General features: G+C 62.3%; 26 protein-coding genes. 13 read left to right on the forward strand and 13 right to left on the reverse strand.

What is annotated here, in order from left to right:
• The first annotated feature begins 3 nt into the window (after positions 1 to 3).
• The 7 genes from FJ527_RS14990 (at position 4) to FJ527_RS15020 (ending at position 4,910) form a co-directional block, all read left to right on the forward strand.
• Positions 4 to 1,716 carry an HAD family hydrolase gene (locus FJ527_RS14990; protein ID WP_140823484.1) on the forward strand — a complete coding sequence of 571 codons (1,713 nt, stop codon included), beginning with the start codon at positions 4 to 6 and terminating at the stop codon, positions 1,714 to 1,716.
• A gap of 20 nt (positions 1,717 to 1,736) precedes the next feature.
• Positions 1,737 to 1,922, forward strand: coding sequence for a hypothetical protein (locus FJ527_RS14995; protein WP_140617515.1), 186 nt, complete (start codon positions 1,737 to 1,739; stop codon positions 1,920 to 1,922).
• Between the two features lie 112 nt (positions 1,923 to 2,034).
• Entirely contained in the window at positions 2,035 to 2,352 is a 318-nt protein-coding gene (locus FJ527_RS15000) for a hypothetical protein (protein ID WP_015319105.1), read from the forward strand.
• A gap of 25 nt (positions 2,353 to 2,377) precedes the next feature.
• Complete coding sequence (locus FJ527_RS15005; protein WP_015319106.1) at positions 2,378 to 2,821, forward strand: PPC domain-containing DNA-binding protein; 444 nt, start codon at positions 2,378 to 2,380, stop codon at positions 2,819 to 2,821.
• 67 nt (positions 2,822 to 2,888) lie between these two features.
• A complete protein-coding gene (locus FJ527_RS15010) occupies positions 2,889 to 3,890 on the forward strand; it encodes an ATP-dependent DNA ligase (protein ID WP_140823485.1) in 1,002 nt (333 codons plus the stop codon).
• Between the two features lie 157 nt (positions 3,891 to 4,047).
• Positions 4,048 to 4,566: a ferritin-like domain-containing protein gene (locus FJ527_RS15015; RefSeq protein WP_015319108.1), complete on the forward strand. Its 519-nt coding sequence runs from the start codon at positions 4,048 to 4,050 to the stop codon at positions 4,564 to 4,566.
• A 68-nt stretch (positions 4,567 to 4,634) separates the two neighbouring features.
• Positions 4,635 to 4,910, forward strand: a complete 276-nt coding sequence (locus FJ527_RS15020) for a hypothetical protein (RefSeq protein ID WP_015319109.1) — start codon at positions 4,635 to 4,637, stop codon at positions 4,908 to 4,910.
• Positions 4,911 to 5,205: 295 nt separating this feature from the next.
• Here the strand turns inward: FJ527_RS15020 and FJ527_RS15030 are convergent, their stop codons facing one another.
• From FJ527_RS15030 to FJ527_RS15060, 7 genes are all read right to left on the reverse strand, one after another.
• Positions 5,206 to 5,409: a hypothetical protein gene (locus FJ527_RS15030; RefSeq protein ID WP_140661611.1), complete on the reverse strand. Its 204-nt coding sequence runs from the start codon at positions 5,407 to 5,409 to the stop codon at positions 5,206 to 5,208.
• 119 nt (positions 5,410 to 5,528) lie between these two features.
• Positions 5,529 to 7,808: a xanthine dehydrogenase family protein molybdopterin-binding subunit gene (locus tag FJ527_RS15035; RefSeq protein WP_140823486.1), complete on the reverse strand. Its 2,280-nt coding sequence runs from the start codon at positions 7,806 to 7,808 to the stop codon at positions 5,529 to 5,531.
• 2 nt (positions 7,809 to 7,810) lie between these two features.
• Positions 7,811 to 8,833: a xanthine dehydrogenase family protein subunit M gene (locus FJ527_RS15040; protein ID WP_140823487.1), complete on the reverse strand. Its 1,023-nt coding sequence runs from the start codon at positions 8,831 to 8,833 to the stop codon at positions 7,811 to 7,813.
• A 1-nt stretch (position 8,834) separates the two neighbouring features.
• Positions 8,835 to 9,404 (reverse strand): (2Fe-2S)-binding protein, encoded by a 570-nt coding sequence (locus FJ527_RS15045; RefSeq protein WP_167331131.1) that lies wholly within the window; start codon positions 9,402 to 9,404, stop codon positions 8,835 to 8,837.
• A 245-nt stretch (positions 9,405 to 9,649) separates the two neighbouring features.
• Positions 9,650 to 10,018 (reverse strand): DUF427 domain-containing protein, encoded by a 369-nt coding sequence (locus tag FJ527_RS15050; protein WP_246677719.1) that lies wholly within the window; start codon positions 10,016 to 10,018, stop codon positions 9,650 to 9,652.
• Between the two features lie 255 nt (positions 10,019 to 10,273).
• On the reverse strand, positions 10,274 to 10,456 hold the full coding sequence (locus tag FJ527_RS15055) for a hypothetical protein (protein ID WP_015319116.1): 183 nt from the start codon (positions 10,454 to 10,456) through the stop codon (positions 10,274 to 10,276).
• Positions 10,453 to 10,812 carry a DUF768 domain-containing protein gene (locus tag FJ527_RS15060; protein ID WP_140823489.1) on the reverse strand — a complete coding sequence of 120 codons (360 nt, stop codon included), beginning with the start codon at positions 10,810 to 10,812 and terminating at the stop codon, positions 10,453 to 10,455. Before FJ527_RS15060 ends, FJ527_RS15055 begins: the two co-directional genes overlap by 4 nt.
• Before the next feature lie 149 nt (positions 10,813 to 10,961).
• Between FJ527_RS15060 and FJ527_RS15065 the strand changes: the two genes are divergently transcribed.
• From FJ527_RS15065 to FJ527_RS29295, 4 genes are all read left to right on the forward strand, one after another.
• Entirely contained in the window at positions 10,962 to 12,032 is a 1,071-nt protein-coding gene (locus tag FJ527_RS15065; protein ID WP_140617522.1) for a YihY/virulence factor BrkB family protein, read from the forward strand.
• Positions 12,033 to 12,456: 424 nt separating this feature from the next.
• Entirely contained in the window at positions 12,457 to 13,509 is a 1,053-nt protein-coding gene (locus tag FJ527_RS15070; protein ID WP_140617523.1) for an HlyD family secretion protein, read from the forward strand.
• Positions 13,506 to 15,131: a DHA2 family efflux MFS transporter permease subunit gene (locus FJ527_RS15075; protein ID WP_140823490.1), complete on the forward strand. Its 1,626-nt coding sequence runs from the start codon at positions 13,506 to 13,508 to the stop codon at positions 15,129 to 15,131. The genes FJ527_RS15070 and FJ527_RS15075 overlap by 4 nt, the downstream gene beginning before the upstream one ends.
• A gap of 91 nt (positions 15,132 to 15,222) precedes the next feature.
• Positions 15,223 to 15,387, forward strand: a complete 165-nt coding sequence (locus FJ527_RS29295) for a hypothetical protein (RefSeq protein WP_015319121.1) — start codon at positions 15,223 to 15,225, stop codon at positions 15,385 to 15,387.
• Between the two features lie 57 nt (positions 15,388 to 15,444).
• On the opposite strand, the gene FJ527_RS15080 is transcribed toward FJ527_RS29295, so the two are convergent.
• From FJ527_RS15080 to FJ527_RS15100, 5 genes are all read right to left on the reverse strand, one after another.
• Positions 15,445 to 15,876 (reverse strand): hypothetical protein, encoded by a 432-nt coding sequence (locus tag FJ527_RS15080; RefSeq protein ID WP_023771244.1) that lies wholly within the window; start codon positions 15,874 to 15,876, stop codon positions 15,445 to 15,447.
• 212 nt (positions 15,877 to 16,088) lie between these two features.
• The gene (locus FJ527_RS15085) at positions 16,089 to 16,838 is read right to left on the reverse strand and encodes a metallophosphoesterase (protein ID WP_140617525.1); all 750 of its coding nucleotides are present in this window, start codon (positions 16,836 to 16,838) and stop codon (positions 16,089 to 16,091) included.
• Positions 16,831 to 17,640, reverse strand: a complete 810-nt coding sequence (locus FJ527_RS15090; RefSeq protein WP_015319124.1) for a hypothetical protein — start codon at positions 17,638 to 17,640, stop codon at positions 16,831 to 16,833. Before FJ527_RS15090 ends, FJ527_RS15085 begins: the two co-directional genes overlap by 8 nt.
• 287 nt (positions 17,641 to 17,927) lie before the next feature.
• Positions 17,928 to 18,530 (reverse strand): general stress protein, encoded by a 603-nt coding sequence (locus tag FJ527_RS15095; RefSeq protein WP_015319125.1) that lies wholly within the window; start codon positions 18,528 to 18,530, stop codon positions 17,928 to 17,930.
• Positions 18,531 to 18,551: 21 nt separating this feature from the next.
• The gene (locus FJ527_RS15100; protein WP_015319126.1) at positions 18,552 to 19,295 is read right to left on the reverse strand and encodes a DUF4142 domain-containing protein; all 744 of its coding nucleotides are present in this window, start codon (positions 19,293 to 19,295) and stop codon (positions 18,552 to 18,554) included.
• 218 nt (positions 19,296 to 19,513) lie between these two features.
• On the opposite strand from FJ527_RS15100, the gene FJ527_RS15105 reads away from it, so the two are divergent.
• A complete protein-coding gene (locus FJ527_RS15105) occupies positions 19,514 to 19,801 on the forward strand; it encodes a DUF982 domain-containing protein (protein ID WP_224595357.1) in 288 nt (95 codons plus the stop codon).
• 72 nt (positions 19,802 to 19,873) lie between these two features.
• Positions 19,874 to 20,191 carry a hypothetical protein gene (locus tag FJ527_RS15110; protein ID WP_140823543.1) on the forward strand — a complete coding sequence of 106 codons (318 nt, stop codon included), beginning with the start codon at positions 19,874 to 19,876 and terminating at the stop codon, positions 20,189 to 20,191.
• Between the two features lie 28 nt (positions 20,192 to 20,219).
• On the opposite strand, the gene FJ527_RS15115 is transcribed toward FJ527_RS15110, so the two are convergent.
• Complete coding sequence (locus FJ527_RS15115; protein ID WP_140617526.1) at positions 20,220 to 20,552, reverse strand: hypothetical protein; 333 nt, start codon at positions 20,550 to 20,552, stop codon at positions 20,220 to 20,222.
• Between the last annotated feature and the right edge of the window lie 2 nt (positions 20,553 to 20,554).

Consider the following 20,554-nt stretch of genomic DNA (forward strand, 5'->3'; position numbering starts at 1 on the left):
GCAATGTATTTCATTGCCCTGGCGACCGACTATGACGGGACCCTCGCACATGACGGGACGGTCTCCAACAAGACGCTCGCGGCACTGGAGCGGTTCAAGAAAAGTGGCCGTAAACTGCTTCTGGTCACCGGCCGCGAGTTGCCCGACCTCAAGCGCGTGTTTCCCGATGTCGGCCTGTTCGACAAGGTCGTCGCCGAAAACGGCGCCCTGATCTACACACCGGCCAGCGAGGAAGAGCGGGCGATCTCACCATCGCCGGAGCCCGAATTCGTCGCCAGGCTGAAAAAGCAGGGGGTGAAGCCACTTTCCGTGGGACGGTCGATCGTCGCCACCTGGGAACCGCATCAGGCGACCGTGCTCGAGGTCATCAAGAAGATGGGGCTCGAACTCGAAATCATCTTCAACAAGGGCGCGGTGATGATCCTGCCGAGCGGCGTCAACAAGGCCACCGGTCTGGCGGCCGCGCTCGAGGACCTTCACCTGTCGCCGCACAATGTTGTGGGTATCGGCGACGCCGAGAACGATCACGCCTTCCTGAAGGCCTGCGGCTGCAGCGTTGCGGTCGACAATGCCATTCCCGCGGTCAAAAGCACCGCGGACCTGGTCACGCGCGGCGCACGCGGCAAAGGCGTCGAGGAACTGATCGCCAAGCTGATAAAAAGCGACCACGGGATCGTGCCGAAGCGTCATGGCGGGATTGTTCTGGGATCGTCCGGTGGTGACGACATTTATCTGTCGCCGACCGAAAGCGTGCTCATCGCCGGCAGTTCGGGCATCGGCAAATCCACTTTGGCCACCGCACTGACGGAACGCTTCGTCGACAGCCAATTTCAATTTTGCGTCTTCGATCCAGAGGGTGACTATGACGGCCTCGAGGGCGCCGTTCGGCTGGGGGATGCATCGAGCGCGCCGACAAAGGCGCAGGTGCTCGACCTGATCGCCAAGGCCGACAGCAATGTCGTCGTCAACGGGCTGGCGCTGCGTGTCAACGAACGGCCAGACTTCTTTGCCGACCTGCTGCCTGGCCTTGGCAGTTTCCGTCGCCGCACCGCAAGGCCGCATTGGCTGATCATCGACGAAGCGCACCATCTTCTTCCGAAGCGGCGCGACGACACCCGCGCCGTGCTCTCCCTGGAACTGCCGGGCACGATCCTGATCACCGTCCATCCCGAGGCGATTTCGACCGACGCCCTGCGCCTGATGACGGCCGTCATCGCCCTTGGCCCGAAGGCGAAGGACGTGGTGAAGACCTTCTGCCATGAGACCGGCATCGAGCCGCCGAAGGACATTCCCACGCCCAAGGGCGATCGGGTTCTGTTCTGGCGGCCGGGGGCGCGCAAAAAACTCACAATGGTCAAGGTCATAGAACCTCGCCAGTCGCTCAAGCGCCACAGCCGCAAATATGCCGAGGGTCAACTCGATGAGACAGGCAGCTTCTATTTCCGCGGTCCCGACGACGCGATGAACCTCAGGGCCCATAATCTGATGATCTTTGCTCAGATGGCCGAAGGCATAGACGACAAGACCTGGGAGTTCCATTTGCGCGCGGGCGACTATTCGAAATGGTTCCGCCACCAGATCAGGGACAAGGACCTCGCCCGCGAAACCGCCGAGGCGGAAAAGGACAGCAAGCTTTCGGCTGACGAGAGCCGCAAACGGGTGCTCGATGCCGTTCGGCGGCGCTACACGGCACCCGCGACGGCGCCCGAGGCGTAACAGCCCGACAGGAGGCGGTCATGAGCGACGACCGGCATGGCAAAGACGACAAAGACGGACGCGGCGAAAATGGACCTGTCTTCTCCGCGCGCCAGGCTTCGCAAGGCGAGATCATCCTGCGAACCCGCACGCGCCGGATCATCTTCGTGGCAGGACTGGTCGGCATCCTGATCCTGGCGGCGGTGGTCAGGTTCGCGATCGGTTGAACCTGCCTTGTTGCAGCAGCCGCCGCGACAGGGTGTGTCGGGCAAGGCTGACCGCGATTGGAACCCGGGCGCCGACTTGGCGTTCAACCTCCATCGAGAAGGAGAAACGATCATGCCCCGAGGCGATAAATCCAAATACACCGACAAGCAGGAACGCAAGGCCGACCATATTGCCGAAGGCTACGAGAAGCGTGGCGTCTCCGACAAGGAAGCCGAGCGGCGCGCATGGGCGACGGTCAACAAGGACGATGGTGGCGGCAAGAAGGAAGGCGGCTCCGGGCGTGGCAAGCACACAGGTCACCCAGCGGCGCACAAGGGCGGCAAAAGCGGCGGAAAGGCGTCCGCTTCCCGATCGGCCGCCAGCCGGTCCGAATCGGCAAAGAAGGCGGCGGCGACCCGCAAGAGGAACGCCGAACACCACGCCCACTGACCGACCGCGAGGATTGGACGCCGGCATGAAATCGCGACTCGTCAACGAGGCCAATGGCCAACGGACATTTGTCGTGGTGCTCGACCCGGGCGAGGAAGCGTTCGCGGCACTGACCAGCTTCGCGGTCGAGCAGAAGATCGGCAGCGCCTCCCTGACGGCGATCGGCGCGTTCCAACGGGCCACCGTCGGTTGGTTCGACCTGGAGGCGAAGAGCTATCGAAAAATCCCGATCGACGAACAATGCGAGGTCCTGAGCGCGATCGGTGATGTCGCGACGGGCGATGATGGCAAGCCAAGCCTTCATGTCCACGCGGTGCTTGGCTTGAGCGACGGCACGACCAAAGGCGGCCATCTGCTCGAAGGCACCGTTCGGCCGACATTGGAAATTACCGTGGTGGAAGCGCCGGGTCACCTGCGCCGCCGCAAGCGAGCCGAATTCGGCGTGGCTTTGATCGATCTCGGTGCCTGAAGCTGCCGCGGGTGTCGGTTGGCGGGCTTCGCCGCTGGCGCGTGCCCCAGAAAGCGACGTAAAGGCAATGACGGACAGCTTTGCCCTACCCCTGAACACGCCCCCCATGGAGGCCAAGGCAGCCGACGCTCTGCCGGATAGGGAAGGCTTTTGGCAATACGAGCCCAAATGGGACGGGTTTCGCTGCCTCGCCTTCAAAGGCGACACGGATGTCGACTTGCGCGCCAAATCCGGCAAACCGCTCGGTCGTTACTTCCCGGAGCTCGTCGCCATGCTGCGGCAAGTCGAGGCCCGCAATTTCGTGGTCGATGGCGAGATCGTCATCGAGCTCGAAGGCCAGCTTTCTTTCGACGCGCTGCAGATGCGGCTTCACCCAGCCGAAAGCCGCATCCGCAAGCTGAGCGCGCAAACGCCTGCCCGGCTGATCCTGTTCGACATGCCGGTCGCGCCGGGCGGCACGATCCTGCTCGGCGAGCCGTTGTCGCAACGACGCCGGGCGGTCGAGGGCTTCGTTCAGGACTACGCCGAGCCTGGCTTGCGGCTCTCGCCCAGCACGACCGAACCGGCGGCCGCCAGACGCTGGCTTGAGGAAGCCGGCCATGGTTCCACCGACGGCGTGGTCGCCAAATTGCTGGCCGACCCCTACCGTCCAGGGGAACGCGCGATGGTCAAGGTCAAACGGTTGCGTACGGCCGACTGCGTGGTTGGAGGATTCCGCTATCTGACCCGCAGCAAGGAGGTCGGCTCGCTCCTGCTCGGCCTTTACGATGATAGGGGCAAGCTCGACCATGTCGGCTTTACCTCGACCATCGGCAGGGATGACCGGGCTGGCGTCACCCGAAAGCTGGAAAAGCTGCGTGGCGGACCCGGCTTCACCGGCAAGGCGCCGGGCGGGCCTAGCCGCTGGAGCACGCAGCGCAGCGGCGAATGGGAGCCCCTGCGGCCGGAACTGGTGGTCGAGGTCCGCTTCGACCATGTCACCGGCGACAGGTTCCGGCATGGCACCAAACTGTTGCGCTGGCGGCCGGACAAGGCGCCGCGTCAATGTACCATGCAACAGATCCAGTGATGGAGTTCGTGCCGCGGACGCGCTTGCGAAGCCCGGTCGCGATGAGAGCCGACGCAGCGGTCGCCTCTTTGCGAGATGGCTGGAACAACCGTCCTCACGGCAAGTTGTGCTCCAGCTACACCGCTGGTGGGCTTCACGACAATTGGAGATGACAATCATGGCGACTGCGAAGAAAGCGGCAACGAAAGGGCTTGAAGCCCTGTTCCTCGACGGGCTGAAGGACATCTACTACGCCGAGAAGAAAATCCTGAAGGCGCTGCCGAAAATGGCAAAAGGCGCCGAATCCGAAGATGTTTCGGCAGCATTCGAGAAACACCTGCAGGAAACCGAGGGCCAGGTCGACCGCCTCGAACAGATCTTCGAACTCCTCGACAAGCCTGCCAGGGGCAAGACCTGTCCGGCCATCGACGGCATCATCGAGGAGGGTTCGGAAATCCTCCAGGAATACAAGGGCGACCCCGCGCTGGATGCTGGGCTGGTCGGGGCTGCGCAGGCCGTCGAACACTACGAGATCGCGCGCTACGGGACGCTGATCGCTTGGGCCGAACAGCTCGGCAAGAGCGACGTGGTCAAACTCCTCAACGAGACCCTTGAGGAGGAGACGGCGACCGACGAGGCACTTTCCAGCCTTGGCGAGGGCGGCGTCAACGAGCGTGCCCTGGAACAGGCCGCCTAGCTGGCGAGCTGTTGCCCCGGACGCTTCAGGCGATCCGGGGCAAACTCCCCGGATTTCGGAGAACGACAATGGACCCCCGCAAAAGAGAGCAACCCGCAGTTCAGACGGAAGACCCGACGGAGACTGAAGGTCCCACGGTAGAGCAGCAGGACTGGGACGCGCTAGCAGGCGCGAAAATCCTTCCGGATGACGTCGAGGTGGAAGACGAGGCCGACGGCGAATTGCCCGAGGAAGATGACGACAACGCCTACCAGGAAAGCGACGAGGCATTGCCCGACGATGTGGAGGAAGCGGTGCTGTCACGCGATCCTTCAAGGGAAGGCGGCCGCTTCGACGAGGAGTGACCAAACTACGGGCGGATTCCGCTCAGCCGACCGCGTGCATTGGGGGCTCTTCGTTCTCGTCAGGATTGGGTAACGGCGCCTCATCGGGCAATCCTTCCGGCTCCGGTTCGCCGATCGGCTTGGGCTTCCAATTGGGAGCCGGCATGGGTACGTCGCGGTTGGGGTCGGGTTCTCTCGGATCGGGCATCAAATCTGTCTCTCTTTCGGCGAACTGTGCGGGTCGGCTCTGCCCAGCACGGTCGCATGCAGAGCCCGTCCCGAGCGCTCGGGACGGGCACGGAGCCACACAGGTTTGCTAGCGATTCTTGTGGCTTTGCTCGCCAGCTCTCACATGCTGTTCATGGGTTCCGCCACGCGTCGTGCCGGCGCTGTCGCCGCCTTGTTGGCGATGGTTGTCACCGGCCGCCTGCTGCTGACGGCGATTCTTATCGTCCATGTTCTTGTGGCTCTGCTGGCCTGCTTTCACATGTTGCTCATGGCTACCACCTTGATTGGGCATCTTCTTCTCCTTTGAGTTATGCGAGGCGGTCAACCGCCTCAAGGGTCAAAGACGCTGGCGGCCAGGACGTTCCCTCACGTAATATTTCGTGAATCGGACCGTCCATGGGGTAGGCCAGATCAGACGATAAGCTGCTCGATCCTGATCGGAAGATCGCGGATGCGTTTGCCAGTCGCATGGTAGACCGCGCTGGCAACGGCGGCCGCCGTGCCGACATTGCCCAGTTCTCCGAGGCCTTTGACGCCTGCCGGATTGACCTCGTGGTCAATCTCCGGAACCAGAATCACCTGGAGATCCTTGATGTCGGCATTGACCGGCACGAGGTAGTCCTGCAGATCTCGATTGACGTAGCGGGCATAGCGGCTGTCGACCTCGGTCGCCTCATGCAGCGCCTGGCCGATGCCCCAGATCATTCCGCCCATCAGTTGGCTGCGCGCCGTGCGCGTGTTCATGATGCGGCCAGCGGCAAAGGCCCCGACAATGCGCGGCACGCGGATTTCCCTGGTAAGGCGATTGATGCGAACTTCGATGAATTCCGCGCCGAATGCATATTTCACCGAATCCTCGTCCTGCTCGCCGCCGTGAAACTCCGGCTGGCCGGCATAGAGCTTCTTGAGCGCTTCGGGGCTCGCCCCCTTGGGCGCATACTCGGCATACTCCTCGATCGCCCCCACCCGCATGGTTTTCAAGACGTCCTCGACCTTTGCCGAAGCGCCGCCCTTGGCAATGATTTTGCCATCGAGGATATCCAGCTCCTCATTGTGGGCGCCGGCAAGCGCACCACCTTCGCCGGTCGCCGCGGCAAACAGCTTCGTCCTGATCGCGTCGCAGGCCTTGAGCACCGCCGAACAGACGCTTGCCGTGGAGATAGAGCCTCCCGACACGGGCGCCGGGGGCAAGGTGCTGTCGCCCATCTCGACGCTCACCCTGTCCATGGCGACACCGAGGCGCTCTGCTGCCATCTGGCCGGCGACCGTGCGCACGCCGGTGCCGATTTCATGCGAGCCGCTCTGGACGCGCACATCGCCGTCGACGGTCAGCCATACGCGCGCAGCGCAGGGAGCCGACGAGGTCGGATAGACTGCCGTCGCGCAACCCATGCCGATCAACCAGTCGCCGTCGTGCATCGACCCGACCTTGGCGTCCCGCTTCGTCCAGCCGAATGCGTCCGCCGCCTGATCGTAGCATTGCATCAGCGAGCGGCTCGAGAACGGCTTTCTCCCGATCGGCTCGGCTTTTGGCTCGTTCACCCTTCGGAACTCCACCGGGTCCATGGCCAGGGCCACCGCCATCTCGTCCATGGCGTTCTCCAGCGCATAGACGTAAGGCGTCTCGGGAGGCGAACGCATGTAGCCGGGCGTGTTGCGGTCCGCCTGGACCAGCGACACGTGCGTAAGCACCGCGCCGTAATCATACATGCGGCCGGTCGCCGACGTTCCCCCGACCACGTAGGGATCGGGGCGCGATGTCACCTCCCAGCCCTCATGCGCGAAAGCGGTTATGCGGCCGTCCTTGTCGGCGCCCATGCGGATCCGGTGTCTGGTCTCGGCGCGATAGGTCTGGGTACCAAACGCCTGCATGCGGCTGACCACGCAACGCACCGGCCGGCCGAGACGCCTTGCCGCAACCGCGACGATCGCCGTGCGGGCCGTCATCGGTCCCTTCGAGCCGAATGCGCCGCCGATGTATGGGCTGACAATGCGAACCTTCGCCGGATCGATCTTCAACTGCCTGGCAAGTTCCGCCTTCCAGCCGGTGACGTTCTGGGACGGCTCATGAATGGTGAGTTGATCGCCCTGCCACATTGCCGTCGTCGAAAACAGTTCGATCGGATTGTGGTGCTGCGTTGGTGTCGAATAGCGTGCATCGATCCTGACCGGAGCAGCGGCATAGGCAGTATCGAAATCGCCGACCTTGACGTCTTCCTTGAACATCGGGCTTTTGCCCGCGGCGGCAATGGTCGTTGCTCCAGGGCTGTCGAAGCCCGCACTCGGTTTCTCCTCGGCGTAGTCGGCGCGGATCAGCAGCGCAGCCTCCTCCGCCGCCTCGAAGGTCTCGGCGACCACCAAGGCAATGATCTGCCCATCGTGAAAGACCTTCCGGTCATGCAGCGGCGCGATCGAGGCGGCGGCGGTATTGCCGAATTTCGGCTTGTCCACCGCGTCCATGTCGCCATAGGTCACGATGTCGAGCACGCCCGGCACCGCTCGGGCATTGTCCAGGTGAAGTGCCGTCACCGTGCCCCTGGCGATACTGCTGGTGGCCAGCACGCCATAGGCGACATTGGCCGCCGCGAGGTCCGCCGGATAACTCGCCTGGCCGGTCACCTTCAGCCGCCCGTCGATGCGCGGCAGCGGGGCACCCATGTTCTCCTTGGGCTGCGGAGCGGCTGCGTTCATGATCACACCTTCATGTCACGGGTTTCGAGGAGCGCCCGCACCAGCGTCCGTTTGCCAAGCTCGATCTTGAACGCATTGTGGCCGCGCGGCCTGGCATCGGCGAAAGCCGTCTCCGCGGCCGCCCGCGCCATTGCCTCGTCCAGCATCTTGCCGTGCAGGACCGCTTCCGCTTCCCTCGCCCGCCACGGGACCGTGGCGACGCCGCCAAGGGCTATGCGTGCCTCGCGGACGCTGTTGCCGTCGAGGTCGAGAGCGACCGCCGCGGAAGCCAGGGCGAAGGCATAGGATTCGCGGTCACGAACCTTAAGGTAGCGGGAACGCCGGGTCCAAGGACCCGCGGGCACATCGATGGCGGTGATGATCTCGTCAGCGGCGAGGCCGGTCTCGACATGAGGGGTATCGCCGGGCAGGCGATGCAGGTTGGCGAACCGGATTTCGCGCGCGCCGCCAGAACCCTCGACATGGAGGTTGGCGTCAAGGGCAATCAGTGCCTGGGCGAAATCACCATGATAGGTGGCGATGCAGGCATCACTGACGCCCAGCACCGCGTGTTGCCTATTGAAACCGTCCATTGCCGCGCAGCCCGAACCCGGCTGGCGCTTGTTGCAGGCCCATGAGATCTCCCTGAAATACTCGCACCGCGTCCGTTGCAGCACGTTGCCGGCAAGGCTGGCCATGTTGCGGAGTTGGCCGCTGGCTGCCAGCCTGAGGCTGTCGGCAATGACCGGATAGTGGAGCTTGACGTCTTTATCGTCAGCCGCCTCGCCCATCCGCACCAGCGCGCCGAAACGAACCCCTTCGGTGGTGACGCGGATTTGCCGAAGCGCCGGCTCGGAGAGACGATTGAGATCGAGCAGGCGGTTCGGCCGGGCAACGTCGAGCTTCATGTAGTCGGCCAGATTGGTGCCGCCAGCGATGAATTGCATGTCTGACTGGGTCGGCGGCCGATCCGGCGCGGCAAAGTTCGAAGCGAGGGCGACAGCCGCCGGGATGTTGGCCGGTTGCTCGAGAACGAAAGGACGCATGTCAGGCTCTCCCGGTTTCGTCGCGAGCCTGCACGATCGCGGCCACGATGTTGGGGTATGCGGCGCACCGGCAGATGTTGCCGCTCATGTATTCCCGGATATCGGCCTCGGAACCGGCGTGGCCTTCGTTGACGCAGCCGATGGCCGACAGAATCTGGCCCGGCGTGCAATAGCCGCACTGGAAGGCGTCATGGTCGATAAAGGCCTGCTGCATCGGATGCAGGGCGCCGTCGCGCGAGGCGAGCCCCTCCACGGTCGTCACATCCTTGCCCTGCATCATCACCGCGAAGCTCAGGCAGGAGAGGACCCGTTTTCCGTCGACGAGCACGGTGCATGCACCGCATTGCCCATGGTCGCAGCCTTTTTTCGTCCCGGTCAGCCCAACGTGGTCACGCAAGGCGTCGAGCAGGCTGGTCCTGGTGTCGAGCGAAAGCTCGTAAGCTTGCCTGTTGATACGAAGCGAGGTGACGACCGGCTCCCGGAGCTTGGAACGGGACGCGGCCACTTCCTCCGCCTTGGCCTCAGGAGACAGGAGCGGTGCGACCGCAGCGGCCGAAACCGTGCCCGTCATGAAACGTCTCCGGCTGAGGCTAATTGGCTTTGGGACGAGGGTTTCGGACATGGCTCGCTCCTGGGCTGGCTTTCGCCGCTAACCTTTCACTCCGGGCATTTGTTCCGAATGCAGTGCGACAAAACCCAGCCTGATCGCGAAAGAGTGATTTTGCTCCCGCATGGCGGTGAGGCGCGGCTAAACCTGATCGAAGTGGCTTTGCCGGCATGGCGACAAGCAAGAAGAACGACGGTCGAGGCGGCATCCTACTCAATGACATGTGGAGTATGCCGCTTGTCCTCCTTCGGATCGACGTCAATACGTGCCTTTTTCGGATCGAAGGCGCCATGACGCGCGATGGCCAGGGCCGCGGTATCCGGCGTCTCATACGCCCACATGAAGTCATCGGCCGAGCCGCCGACAGCATGAACACGCCAATAGCTCGCTGTTCCCTTCAACGGGCACTCGCTGGTGGTGTTGGTCTTCTCGAGGAGGTCGAAATAGATATCCTCGAAGGGGATATAGAAGACCGGCTCATGGCCCTCCTCCCGAAGAATTTTCGCACGGTCGCTTGCGGCGACTATCGCGTCGGAGAACCGGACCGTCACCGTGCCGAGGAATGGTTCTATGCTCATGCCGCCGATAGGGCGCCTGGAAATCGCTTCTAAACCTTGCATCTGAATTCTCCTTGGCCAGCGTCTTGATGGTTGGATGACATTTGTCTTCCACGCGTGAAGTCGAAATGCGCGGCAGTGGATTGAGGTTCCGGTCCCTCCGGAAATCCTGGCGTCCGCAGTCATCAGCCTAGCCGCGCCAGGGGAATGACCGGAGCCTCATCCGTCAGGCCAGCCACGCAAGCGGCAGCGGCGTATAGCAATAGGAAATCACGTTCATTTGGTCGCCGGGGCAGTTGGCTGATCGCCACCGGTCGTCGACTTCGGTCTGGCGTCCTGGTCGACTGGTGGGTTCTTGGTGACGGTGTCGGTGTTGGCCTTCGTCGGCTCGGTGTTGTTGTCACATGCGGTGAGCGCAAGACCCGTTGCCAGGATCAGAAAGGATAGGAACCTCGTCATCGCCATCTCCTCGGGTTGACACTCGACAAACGAGGTTCCGCGATTTTGGTTGCCGCCGTGGCCACCTCTTCCAAGGGGGAGCCGTTCCCTTCATCGATCGTTTCCGCGATGTATTCAGTAAGATCGCCCACCTCATCCTGGATGTCCTGCGCCGCGATCCCCTCATCTTGCGCATCCGCCACGCACTGATTTGCGAGTTCCTCCGCGGCATCGATGCCGGACATAGGGATAGGCTCGTCAACGACGTGTTCTTCGATCCAATCCGAAATGAAGTGGGCTGTTCGATTGACGATCAGGTCGGCGTCCTCGGACAACTCCGCTTCGCCCCTGAGCTTATCCCTGGTTGTCGTTCTCATCGGACACACCCGTTCACTTGACCAATTTCAAACGCCGATCGGCCGCAAAAGATGCAGGGAAGGAGGAAAATCGTGATCGGCCGCGCATCGGGAACGGGTGTCTTCATCCCGCGTTGTCAGCCACGCTTTGGACATCAGCGAACCCGGTAATGGCTTTGAAACCACAACGAGGCTCTCCGCCGAACGACAAGCAGCCCTCGCTGATCGATGAGGAAGCAGCCGGCCGCGCGGCCTCGACAACGAAGGACAGCAACGCCGCGGCAGGGCGGGAGCCAGGAAGCCGTGGGCGCGACGCCACGTGGCCATCTCAAATCACTGGGCTGGGGTGGAAGGACATCTTCTGGCGACTTTGGGAAGAGTTCAACAAGGACCGGGTTCTGCTGGTGGCTGCCGGCGCAACCTTCTATCTCCTGCTCGCCTTGTTTCCCGCCCTGGCAGCCTTCATCTCGATCTATGGCTTCGTCGCGGACCCGGTCACGGTCGCCGACCATGTCGCTTACCTCCAGGGATTGCTACCGCAGGGCGGGCTCGATCTTATCCGCGATCAGTTGCAGGCCTTGGCCCGCCAGAAAGCAGGCGCTCTCGGCACAGGCTTTTTCATAGGCCTGACAATCGCCCTCTGGAGCGCCAACAGCGGCATGAAGGCGCTCTTCGACGCGATGAACATCGCCTACGAAGAGCGTGAGAAACGCTCGTTCATTACCCTCAATCTGATGTCGATCCTGTTCACGGTCGGAGCCCTGCTCATCGGCATCGTGCTGCTGCTTACGGTGGGTGTTGTCCCGGCGCTGTTGCGCTTTTTCTACCTTGATGCCTGGACAGAAACCGTGGTTGCGGTATCTCGATGGCCCATCCTGGTAGTGTCGATCCTAACCGGCATTTCCTTGCTCTACCGCTTCGGGCCGAGCCGGGAACATGCGAAATGGCGATGGTTGAGCTGGGGAGCGCTTGCGGCAACCGCGGCATGGATTATCGCGTCGTGGCTGTTCTCGTTCTACCTCCAGCATTTTGCCAACTATAACGCGACATACGGCTCGCTCGGTGCCGTGGTCGGCCTGATGATGTGGACATGGATTTCAGTCATCATCCTGATCGCCGGCGCCGCCATCAACGCGGAAATGGAACATCAGACAGCCTGTGACTCGACCACAGGCCCGGCGGTTCCCATGGGTGAGCGCGGCGCGGTCGTCGCCGACACATTGGGCAAGACTGCGGACTGATGAAACTTTCAGGTAGATGTCCCATCGTCACCTGCACGAGCGACAAGGTTCGAGCCACTCTCACCAAGTGCGGCTATCGTCTATAAAACGGGAATGCTGGTACTCAGCGCCCCAGGTTGATGGGAGGGCGGTCCTATTGCCCAATCGGGCAGGCCAAAGAGGATGAGCAGCCACACACCGACTGGCTGAAGGGCGTCGCTGCCCATGGCGCTGGCGGGAAGTCAAAACAGGAACCTTTGCCAAGGCTTTGCCGTTGAAACCGCGTTCGCCATCGCGGACATCACCCTTCAGTCTGCTGAAAGCCAGTTCCGTGGATACGAAGCCTCAGAAAAGCGAGCCGGACCCATCCGACGACAGGGCTGGACAAAGCAAGCGTCTCGCCAGCCAGCCAAGTTCGCGGCACGACAAATCGGACGATCGGCAAATGGACGACAGGCCGCAGAAATCGAACCTGCTGGGCTTTCCCAGGCGCCATCCCTATTGGACAGCGGCAATTGTCCTCCTGCTTCTGCTTGTTGCGATGGGTGTAGCGATCTGGTGGCTGAATACGCGTCAGTATGAATCCACCGATGATGCCTTCATCGATGCCCGCACGGTAACGGTGAGCGCCGAGATTGCCGGGCGTATCACCGATGTGGCCGTCACCGACAACCAGCCGGTGCGCAAGGGTGACGTTCTCTTGCGCATCGACGACAGCGACTACCGGGCATCGCTCAGCCAAGCGGATGCCGGCGTAGCCGCCGCTCAGGCCGACATCACCAATGTGGCGGCCCAGATCGAGGCGCAAAATGCCAAGATCGACGCCGCCCAGAAGCAGGTGGCGCTGGCCCAGGCAGCGCTCGACTTCGCCAAGGCCGAAGACCAGCGCAATCGCGAATTGCTGACGAAGGGCACGGTGACGCAGCAGCAGGCGCAGCAGGCTGCATCGACCCTTCGACAGGACCAGGCAACCCTGGACAGCGCCGAGGCGGACGTGGCCGCGGCAAAGAGCCAGGTGACAGTGCTGCAGGCACAGACCAAAAGCGGCGAAGCCAAGCTTCACCAGGCACAGGCCAGCCGGGATCAAGCCCGCACGGCATTGACCCGTACCACTATTACAGCCCCTGTCGCCGGCCGCGCGACAAGCATTTCGGCCGCCATCGGCACCTACACCCAGCCGGGTCAGGTGCTCATGATGTTCGTTCCCAACGAAGTCTGGGTAAAGGCGAACTTCAAGGAAACCCAACTCGACAGGATGCGAACCGGACAGCCGGTCGACATCGATATCGACGCCTATCCGGACAAGACCTTTCATGGCCATGTCGACAGCCTGCAGGCCGGCAGCGGCACCGCCTTCAGCCTGCTGCCCGCCGAAAATGCCACCGGCAATTTCGTCAAGGTGGTGCAGCGTGTGCCGGTCAAGATCGTCTTCGACAACCCGCCCGATGTGCTGCTCGGCCCAGGCCTGTCGGTGGTGCCGACGGTCAAGGTGCGATGAGCCGCGACAACGCCAGCGACCAGGGCGAAAGCCGATCCGCGGCCGGTGAGCGCAATCCCTGGCTCATCGCCATCATTGTCTCCATTGCCACCTTCATGCTGGTGCTCGACACCTCGATCGCCAATGTGGCGCTGCGCAACATCGCCGGCAGCCTGGCTGCCGGCATGGATGAAAGTACCTGGGTCATCACCACCTATCTGGTCGCCAACTCCGTGATCATTCCAATCAGTGGGTGGCTGGCCAGCGTGATCGGCCGCAAGCGCTACTACACGCTTTGCGTCGCGACGTTTACCCTGGCATCGCTGCTGTGCGGGCTGGCGCCCAATCTCGAGATGCTCATCGTCTTCAGGATCCTGCAGGGCCTCGGCGGCGGCGGCATGGCGCCAAGCGAGCAATCCATCCTGGCCGACACCTTTCCGCCTGAAAAGCGCTCGCAGGCATTTGCCCTCTACGGCATCGCCGTCATCGTCGCGCCGACGGTCGGGCCGACCATCGGCGGCTGGCTGACCGACAATTTTTCGTGGCACTGGATCTTCTTCATCAACGTGCCGTTCGGCATCATGTCACTGGCGTTGGTGCAGTGGCTGCTGGTCGAACCGGAGGTACTCGAACGCGAACGCCAGCAGCGGCTGAAAGGAGGTCTCAGGATCGACTGGGTCGGATTCATCCTGGTGGCGACCGCGCTCGGCTGCCTCGAAATCTTTCTCGACGAGGGCCAGCGCAACGACTGGTTCGCGTCGAGCTTCATCACGACTTTCGCCATTATCTCGGCGATCTCCTTCGCCCTGCTGATCCCATGGGAATTCCGCCACCGCGATCCGATCGTCGACATGCGCCTGCTGTTCACCCGCCAGTTCGGTACATCCTTCCTGGTGATGATGGCGGTCGGTGCGGTGCTGTTCAGCACCACGCAGCTGATGCCCCAGCTGCAGCAGACCGCCTTCGACTACACGGCGACGCTATCGGGCCTGTCGATGATGCCGGGCGGCATCGCCATGCTGATGCTCATGCCGATTTCGGGATTTGCCGCCGGCATCGTCCAGCCAAAATACCTGATCATGGCGGGCATGGCGGTGGTGGCGATCGGCCTGTGGCATATGACTTCGCTTACGCCCGACGCCAGCTTCAGCTTCTTTGCCTTTGCCCGCATCTTCCTGATGATCGGATTGCCGTTCCTGTTTATCCCGATTTCGACTGCGGCATATGTCGGTCTGGCGCCGCAAAAGACCAACCAGGCCTCGGCCTTGATCAATGTTGCCCGCAATATCGGCGGCAGCATCGGCGTGTCGCTCTCCAACACCGTGATCGCCCAGAACGCACAACTCCATCAGGCGAACCTTGTCGGCCACACCGCGCAATCGTCGCCCGCCTACCAGCAGGTGGTACGGCAGGCGACCGAGCACTTCGTCGCCGAGGGTTCCTCGATGCTCCAGGCCAAGCAGCAGGCCATTGGCTGGATCGGGCAGTTGATCGCCCGCCAGGCTTCACTGCTCGCCTATATCGACGTCTTTCGCTACTGCGCGGTGGCAACGGCGCTGCTGGTTCCTCTCGCCCTTCTGCTGCGGTCTTCGCAAGGAAACCCGACCGGCAATAGCGGGGAGGCGTCTGGACCTCCTGGATGACAGGAACCGATCGCCGGCCGGTCCGCACCGCGAACCGCTCCAAGCGGAACGGATCGTCTTCTTGCCGGTTGTGAAGGAAAGGAGATTTCCCATGTCAGACGGTATCATGTGGCTAATCGTCGTCGCCGGCGGGCCAGCGTTGCTGGTCATACTGATTGCCTATGTCCTGGTAACCCGCCGTAACCGTGGTCCGGTTGAACGCAGGGAAAGCGACCGCGCTACCGATCAGCTCTATCGCGAGGACGATCGGCGATAGCTTGCGCATTGGCGGTGTAGGAGGTCGTCGCGGACATGCAACGACCTCCCCTTGGTCTCACCGCATCAAGCACCGCCTCAGGAACGCAAAGAGCCTGTTCCCGCTGATCGTTGCACGGACCCGAGCCGCGGCCCATCGGGCTTTCATGGTGGCACCGACGTGGCAATCACAGACAATGTCGTGGAGTTGCCAGTCGCTCAATTCGAAGAAGCGCTTTGCCTCGCCGTATGTGTCGTCCCCCAGCCCCGATGCACGCAAGATCGGGTCTTCGAAGGCAACCGCGAGTGCCGATCCTTCCCCACGTGCGATGGCCCGTGCTTCAGGACGCAAATGTTCCGTGCCGGTTAGCGCACCGAGGCATCGTTCGGGATTTTGCTCGAGAAGTTCAGCCCAACGCGCGATGCGTTCATTACGTGTCATTACCGAAAACGGCGCCAGCGGCTCAATCCTGGCGACGGTTTGGAGCTGGTCGAGTGTCTGATGTTTCATGGTCGGCTCCTGTCTGAGAGGGAGAAGCACCCACGCCTTCTGAAGAAATTATCGCCCGGCAGGGCTTCGACAAGACGGAGGTTTGACGAATTCGCCGCTGGCGACGAACTCCAAAATAATGTCGCGGGCAAACAACCGTGATCAGCTCGCACTATCGCGCCGCCACTTCCTGGCAGAGCGTTCCAACTGAATGCTCGCACGATGCCGTGGCGTCAGAGTTCCAGCAGGGCATAGGGGCGGCCGTTCGGTTTGGCCACGTGCATGGCGACGTTGTAAACCTTGGCGCCGCCGGGCGTTTGGCCTTCATAGGAGCCGCGATGCGCGTGACCGTGCACAACGGCGCTGACCTTGAACCGATCGATCGTCTCGGCAAGGCGTGAAGAGCCAAGAAACGGAAATATCTCCAGCGGTTCTCCCTCGACGGTCTCAGCGATCGGCGCGTAGTGGAGGACCACGAGCGTCCGCTTCGCCCGTACCTGGCGCATCGCGTTTTCGAGGCGCATTGCCTCGTTGACACTTTCCGAGACCATCGCCTTGATCGCGGGTTCGCCGAAGGAGCCGAGCATGCGCGATCCGAAGCCACCGACGAACCCTTTCACGCCGACGAAGCCGACCTCCTCGATTTCGACCGCATGGCCATCGAGAAGGTGAACGTGCGCCTGGCGCAGGATGTTTGCGACGTCGTCCACCGCGCCGGATTCGTAGTCGTGGTTGCCGAGCACCGCCACCACGGGGATCGAGCAGTTGCGCAGGTCCTCGGCGAGCATCTCCGCCTCACGAGGCTTGCCGAGATTGGTGAGATCTCCCGTCAGGACGAGAATCTCGGCTTCCCTCGATATCTCGCCGAAGAGATCGCGATACGAGGTTCGGGGATCTTCCCTGACATGCAAATCCCCCATGGCAGCAACTCTGAGCGTCCCTGCGTTATCCTTCGGCGCGACGTTCTCCAGGCGGTCAGGCATCACGAAAATCTCCCACGCCGCCGACGCCGGCGAAGCCCCATTCCTTGACGTCGATCTCGTAGTCGGTTTGCGACAGCAGCCGCCCGCGGCAGATCTTCATCCTGGGGGACGGCAATTGCCGTTGCTTTGCGAGGCGGTCGAGCAGTTCATCGAGGAGCCATGCCGGGATGTGATCGCGCTCGCTTGGGTAAATCCATCTGAAGTTGATGAGCTGCATCAGCAGGACCTCCCAATGAACCTCCAGATAGGAAAGCAGCCGGTGCCAATCTATCTGGTCGTGTGCCTTGAGGATCGTGTGGGCGATATCGGCGCCGTCGTGCCGGCCCCTGTCTTGAATGAAGCATTTGGACCAGATGAGTTCGGTCGGCCCGATGATCCGCACACGGCTGCCCAGCAACTCGGTCTGTCTGGCGTGCTCCAGCCATCGATCGCCAACAGGCATCATGCCGTTGGCCGATCCGAAGATGACGTCGAAGAAATGCCTGCCCTTGAACACCTTGCCAAGCCACCGGTCGTCCACGATTTCGACGGCATATCCAAGCTCCTTGAAATGGGCGAGGATCCGCGCGTAGTCACCGGCCTTGCAGAAGATATCGAGATCCTTGGTCTGGCGAGTGACGCCGGTATAGGCGCTTACCGCATAGGTTCCAGCGACCAGAAAGGGAATGTCCGTGGCGGTGAGCTCGCGGACGGCTTCCATGTAGAACACCTCCGCGCCGGCGTGCTTAAGCGTCGGCGCCGCCTTTGCATTGATCAACGGGAGCGAAACCAGGACGTCTTCGCGTGATCGATCGGTGGTCATCAATGATGGCTCCTAGCCGCCAACCGACAAGTCGGCCGCTGGGACAACAACGTCGACCCCTCCATGGTTCCGCCTTGCGGGCGGGGTCCGTTTCGTCATGGGGCGATCTGTTCTGAGCGGCGGAGATTCCGCTGGGAACATGGCTTCAAACGAGATCGAACCCAGCCCGATATCCTCGAGATGGGTTCGATGGTGCTTAAACGCCGCAAAGCGCCCCAGCATAGCGCGGCAAGATCGATTTCCGCGACCTCGTCGCTGCGTGCCAGTCAGAGGAACGTGAGCCGCTTTCAGGGTCGATTGATTGCACGTCCGCCGTCGCGATCGATCTCGCCCGGCACGTATTCGCCTGCATTGGCATCGAAGCCGGTCCAGCCGTCGGCCTCGTACGATCTGCGGCGTTCGGCCAGGTCCACCGATCGGGATTGCCCCAAAATCTGCTCGGCATTCGGCACGAGTTCGTCCTCCACCTTGGCCGTCACCAAGGTACCGCCGCGGCGTACACCTTCCGCATAGACGTGCGCATCGCGCTCGGGCACGCCCGATTCCGTCAGAGCGCCAATGATGCCGCCGGCCGCTCCACCGGCCACGGCACCGGCAACCGCACCGGCGGCGGTGGCGGCGAGCCATCCGGCCGCGACCACCGGGCCAACACCCGGGATGGCCATGACGCCAAGTCCCGTGAGCAACCCCCCGGCGCCGCCGATCACGGCTCCGATTCCGGCACCGCTGCCAGCGTCTTCAGCGGCCTCGGAACGATTTGCGTCGTACCAGTCATCCGAGTTGTTGGCGACGATGCTGATGTTGGAATGCGGGACTCCCGTCGCCTCAAGCTCGCCGACCGCATCGGCCGCGTCGTCATAATTATCGAACAGTCCAGTTACGGTTTTCATGTGATTTCTCCTGATCCACGCTCACTTGCTTGCGGCAACCACGTTGCCCTGGTAGTCGACGCCAACGTTGAGGTTTTCGCCTCCCTTGGCCGCCTGGCCGCGCCAGATGCCCTGATCGTCCTTGGTCAGCTTCGACACGTTCGAATATCCGGCGTTCTCGATACGGCTCTTGGCCTGGGCTTCGGTGAAGCTGTTTGCACCAGGAACGAGGGCGGCGGCGTTGGGAGTATTGTCGGTCTTCACCGCCGGCGTTGTCGCTCCCGTAACGGAATCTTGCCCGGCGGCGATCTTTTCGATCGCCTGCTGGTGCATCTTCAGTGTGCCGACCGTTTGCTGGGCAAAAGTCTTGAGCGCGGCGTTGTCACCCCCGCTGGCATAATCCTCGAACAGCTTGACGGCTTCGTCATGCGCCTTGCGCTGCGCGTCGACATAGGCCGGATCAATCGGCCCCTGCGCGTTCTTGAGCTTATCCAGATCGCCCTGATGCTGAGCGTCGAGCGCTGAGGGCACCTTCAGTTTTTGTTCGCCGGCGACCGCTTGCAGCTTGGTGTTGGCGGCGCCGTGGTCCCGGATCATCATCTGGGCAAAATCCTTGATGCGCTGGTCCTGGGCCTTGCCCAAGGCAATCTGACTCGAGTCCACTTCGAACTTGCCGCCGACGGCAGCCTTGTCGACAAAATCCTGGGCGCTGTCGGCCGCGAAGGCAGGCATTGCGAGAACCGTGGAAGCAACCGCGAGGGATGCGAGAAGGTGTCGTGTTTTCATCGGCTTTGTCCTTGTCGGTGAGCGAATTTGCGCTGCGTCCTAACAAGCCAAGATGCGCTTTGTTCCGCTCTCCAGGCCCCATGCCGCTAGACCCGGCAGCGCCAGAAAACCATGGGTGGAGACGAGCGGCTCAGGCGTCGTTATTCCAAATTCCAAACGCCAGGTGCACTGGAACAAATCGACTGTCGCGGCGTTAGAGGCCGTCCGCGGAAGGCTCCGTGGAGCAACAGGCGAAGGTCTTGGAGGGGCGGGTGCGTACAGGCCATTTCAGAAAACCGATCGTTATTCAACCTGGCCGCATAGACCGCGACAGGGTTGTGGTCTCTGTGTCCGATGCCGCCGAAGTGCTGCTGCGGGACTGGCCAAAGCCGACGTCGGAAAGGCGTCTTGCCGCGATCAGGGCCTGCCTTGCGGTGATGCGTGGCGAAAAGCCTCCAAGGGTTGCACGACAGGCGTTCATTGTTGCGGCCAAGGACGCCAGGATTCTGCTCGGCGATCAAATCTAGTCGTTGGCGCTATGCGCACCACCGCTGCGGATTTGGCAGAGCCTGGTTCGAACGAGAGAGGTCAGTGCCAAGATGTCAATTCCTACACCGGCCTCTGCCAGAGGCGAGATCCAGGGGGGAGAGACGCAGGACAAAACGCCGGGCTTCGATCCTGCCGTTGCTCCGATGGAGACCGATGCCGAGGCGGCGGACACACAAAATCCGATCCCTACGGAGCCGCCACGTTCCCGCCGGCCGAAATTCGAAAATGACGCCAGCTTCGCCAATGCGATGCGGCCGGTCGAAGGCGAGCCGGAACTACGACCTCGCAGCAACTGGCCGCTGTTGGTCGTTGCAGCCGTCGTTTTGGCAGCGGCCGCGGTTTTTCTGGCGGCGAGCATGCTTCGGTGAAACGTCTGCGAGAAAGCGCGGCGACGGCCTATTCGCGAAGATCGGGTGCGCTCTTCATGCCGGAAAGTTCGGTTATCGGACACAGCAGCCGCGGCCGCGCCGGGTTAGAAATGTCGAGCTTGTCCCAAGGGATGCGGTATAGGCCATCGCGGCGGCGCAGCCGAAAGAGATCGAGCACGGCCACGCCTATGGCCGAGGTCGAAAGACGCTCGAAAGCGGCGTAGACGCCGACATGGAATTCGGTAACGACAAAATCGTCGCCATCCGGTTCGGCGCGGATTTCCTCGATGTAGCCGATGCTCTTGCCCCGCTGCGAAAGCACGCGTCGCCCAGCCAGATGTTCAAGATTGACGATGGTCATCA

The organism is Mesorhizobium sp. B2-4-18 (assembly GCF_006441385.1).
GTDB classification, from domain to species: Bacteria; Pseudomonadota; Alphaproteobacteria; order Rhizobiales; family Rhizobiaceae; genus Mesorhizobium; species Mesorhizobium australicum.

Coding starts and splice junctions, on each gene's coding strand:
- FJ527_RS15055 (WP_015319116.1), bottom strand. CDS start 10,456: ATGACGAGGTTCCTATCCTTTCTGATCCTGGCAACGGGTCTTGCGCTC.
- FJ527_RS15035 (WP_140823486.1), bottom strand. CDS start 7,808: ATGAACGCAGCCGCTCCGCAGCCCAAGGAGAACATGGGTGCCCCGCTG.
- FJ527_RS29295 (WP_015319121.1), top strand. CDS start 15,223: ATGTCAGACGGTATCATGTGGCTAATCGTCGTCGCCGGCGGGCCAGCG.
- FJ527_RS14995 (WP_140617515.1), top strand. CDS start 1,737: ATGAGCGACGACCGGCATGGCAAAGACGACAAAGACGGACGCGGCGAA.
- FJ527_RS15115 (WP_140617526.1), bottom strand. CDS start 20,552: ATGACCATCGTCAATCTTGAACATCTGGCTGGGCGACGCGTGCTTTCG.
- FJ527_RS15090 (WP_015319124.1), bottom strand. CDS start 17,640: ATGACCACCGATCGATCACGCGAAGACGTCCTGGTTTCGCTCCCGTTG.
- FJ527_RS15110 (WP_140823543.1), top strand. CDS start 19,874: ATGTCAATTCCTACACCGGCCTCTGCCAGAGGCGAGATCCAGGGGGGA.
- FJ527_RS15000 (WP_015319105.1), top strand. CDS start 2,035: ATGCCCCGAGGCGATAAATCCAAATACACCGACAAGCAGGAACGCAAG.
- FJ527_RS15060 (WP_140823489.1), bottom strand. CDS start 10,812: ATGAGAACGACAACCAGGGATAAGCTCAGGGGCGAAGCGGAGTTGTCC.
- FJ527_RS15080 (WP_023771244.1), bottom strand. CDS start 15,876: ATGAAACATCAGACACTCGACCAGCTCCAAACCGTCGCCAGGATTGAG.
- FJ527_RS15050 (WP_246677719.1), bottom strand. CDS start 10,018: ATGAGCATAGAACCATTCCTCGGCACGGTGACGGTCCGGTTCTCCGAC.
- FJ527_RS15045 (WP_167331131.1), bottom strand. CDS start 9,404: ATGACGGGCACGGTTTCGGCCGCTGCGGTCGCACCGCTCCTGTCTCCT.
- FJ527_RS15010 (WP_140823485.1), top strand. CDS start 2,889: ATGACGGACAGCTTTGCCCTACCCCTGAACACGCCCCCCATGGAGGCC.
- FJ527_RS15095 (WP_015319125.1), bottom strand. CDS start 18,530: ATGAAAACCGTAACTGGACTGTTCGATAATTATGACGACGCGGCCGAT.
- FJ527_RS15065 (WP_140617522.1), top strand. CDS start 10,962: ATGGCTTTGAAACCACAACGAGGCTCTCCGCCGAACGACAAGCAGCCC.
- FJ527_RS15030 (WP_140661611.1), bottom strand. CDS start 5,409: ATGCCCAATCAAGGTGGTAGCCATGAGCAACATGTGAAAGCAGGCCAG.
- FJ527_RS15070 (WP_140617523.1), top strand. CDS start 12,457: ATGGACGACAGGCCGCAGAAATCGAACCTGCTGGGCTTTCCCAGGCGC.
- FJ527_RS15100 (WP_015319126.1), bottom strand. CDS start 19,295: ATGAAAACACGACACCTTCTCGCATCCCTCGCGGTTGCTTCCACGGTT.
- FJ527_RS15075 (WP_140823490.1), top strand. CDS start 13,506: ATGAGCCGCGACAACGCCAGCGACCAGGGCGAAAGCCGATCCGCGGCC.
- FJ527_RS15040 (WP_140823487.1), bottom strand. CDS start 8,833: ATGCGTCCTTTCGTTCTCGAGCAACCGGCCAACATCCCGGCGGCTGTC.
- FJ527_RS14990 (WP_140823484.1), top strand. CDS start 4: ATGTATTTCATTGCCCTGGCGACCGACTATGACGGGACCCTCGCACAT.
- FJ527_RS15005 (WP_015319106.1), top strand. CDS start 2,378: ATGAAATCGCGACTCGTCAACGAGGCCAATGGCCAACGGACATTTGTC.
- FJ527_RS15020 (WP_015319109.1), top strand. CDS start 4,635: ATGGACCCCCGCAAAAGAGAGCAACCCGCAGTTCAGACGGAAGACCCG.
- FJ527_RS15015 (WP_015319108.1), top strand. CDS start 4,048: ATGGCGACTGCGAAGAAAGCGGCAACGAAAGGGCTTGAAGCCCTGTTC.
- FJ527_RS15085 (WP_140617525.1), bottom strand. CDS start 16,838: ATGCCTGACCGCCTGGAGAACGTCGCGCCGAAGGATAACGCAGGGACG.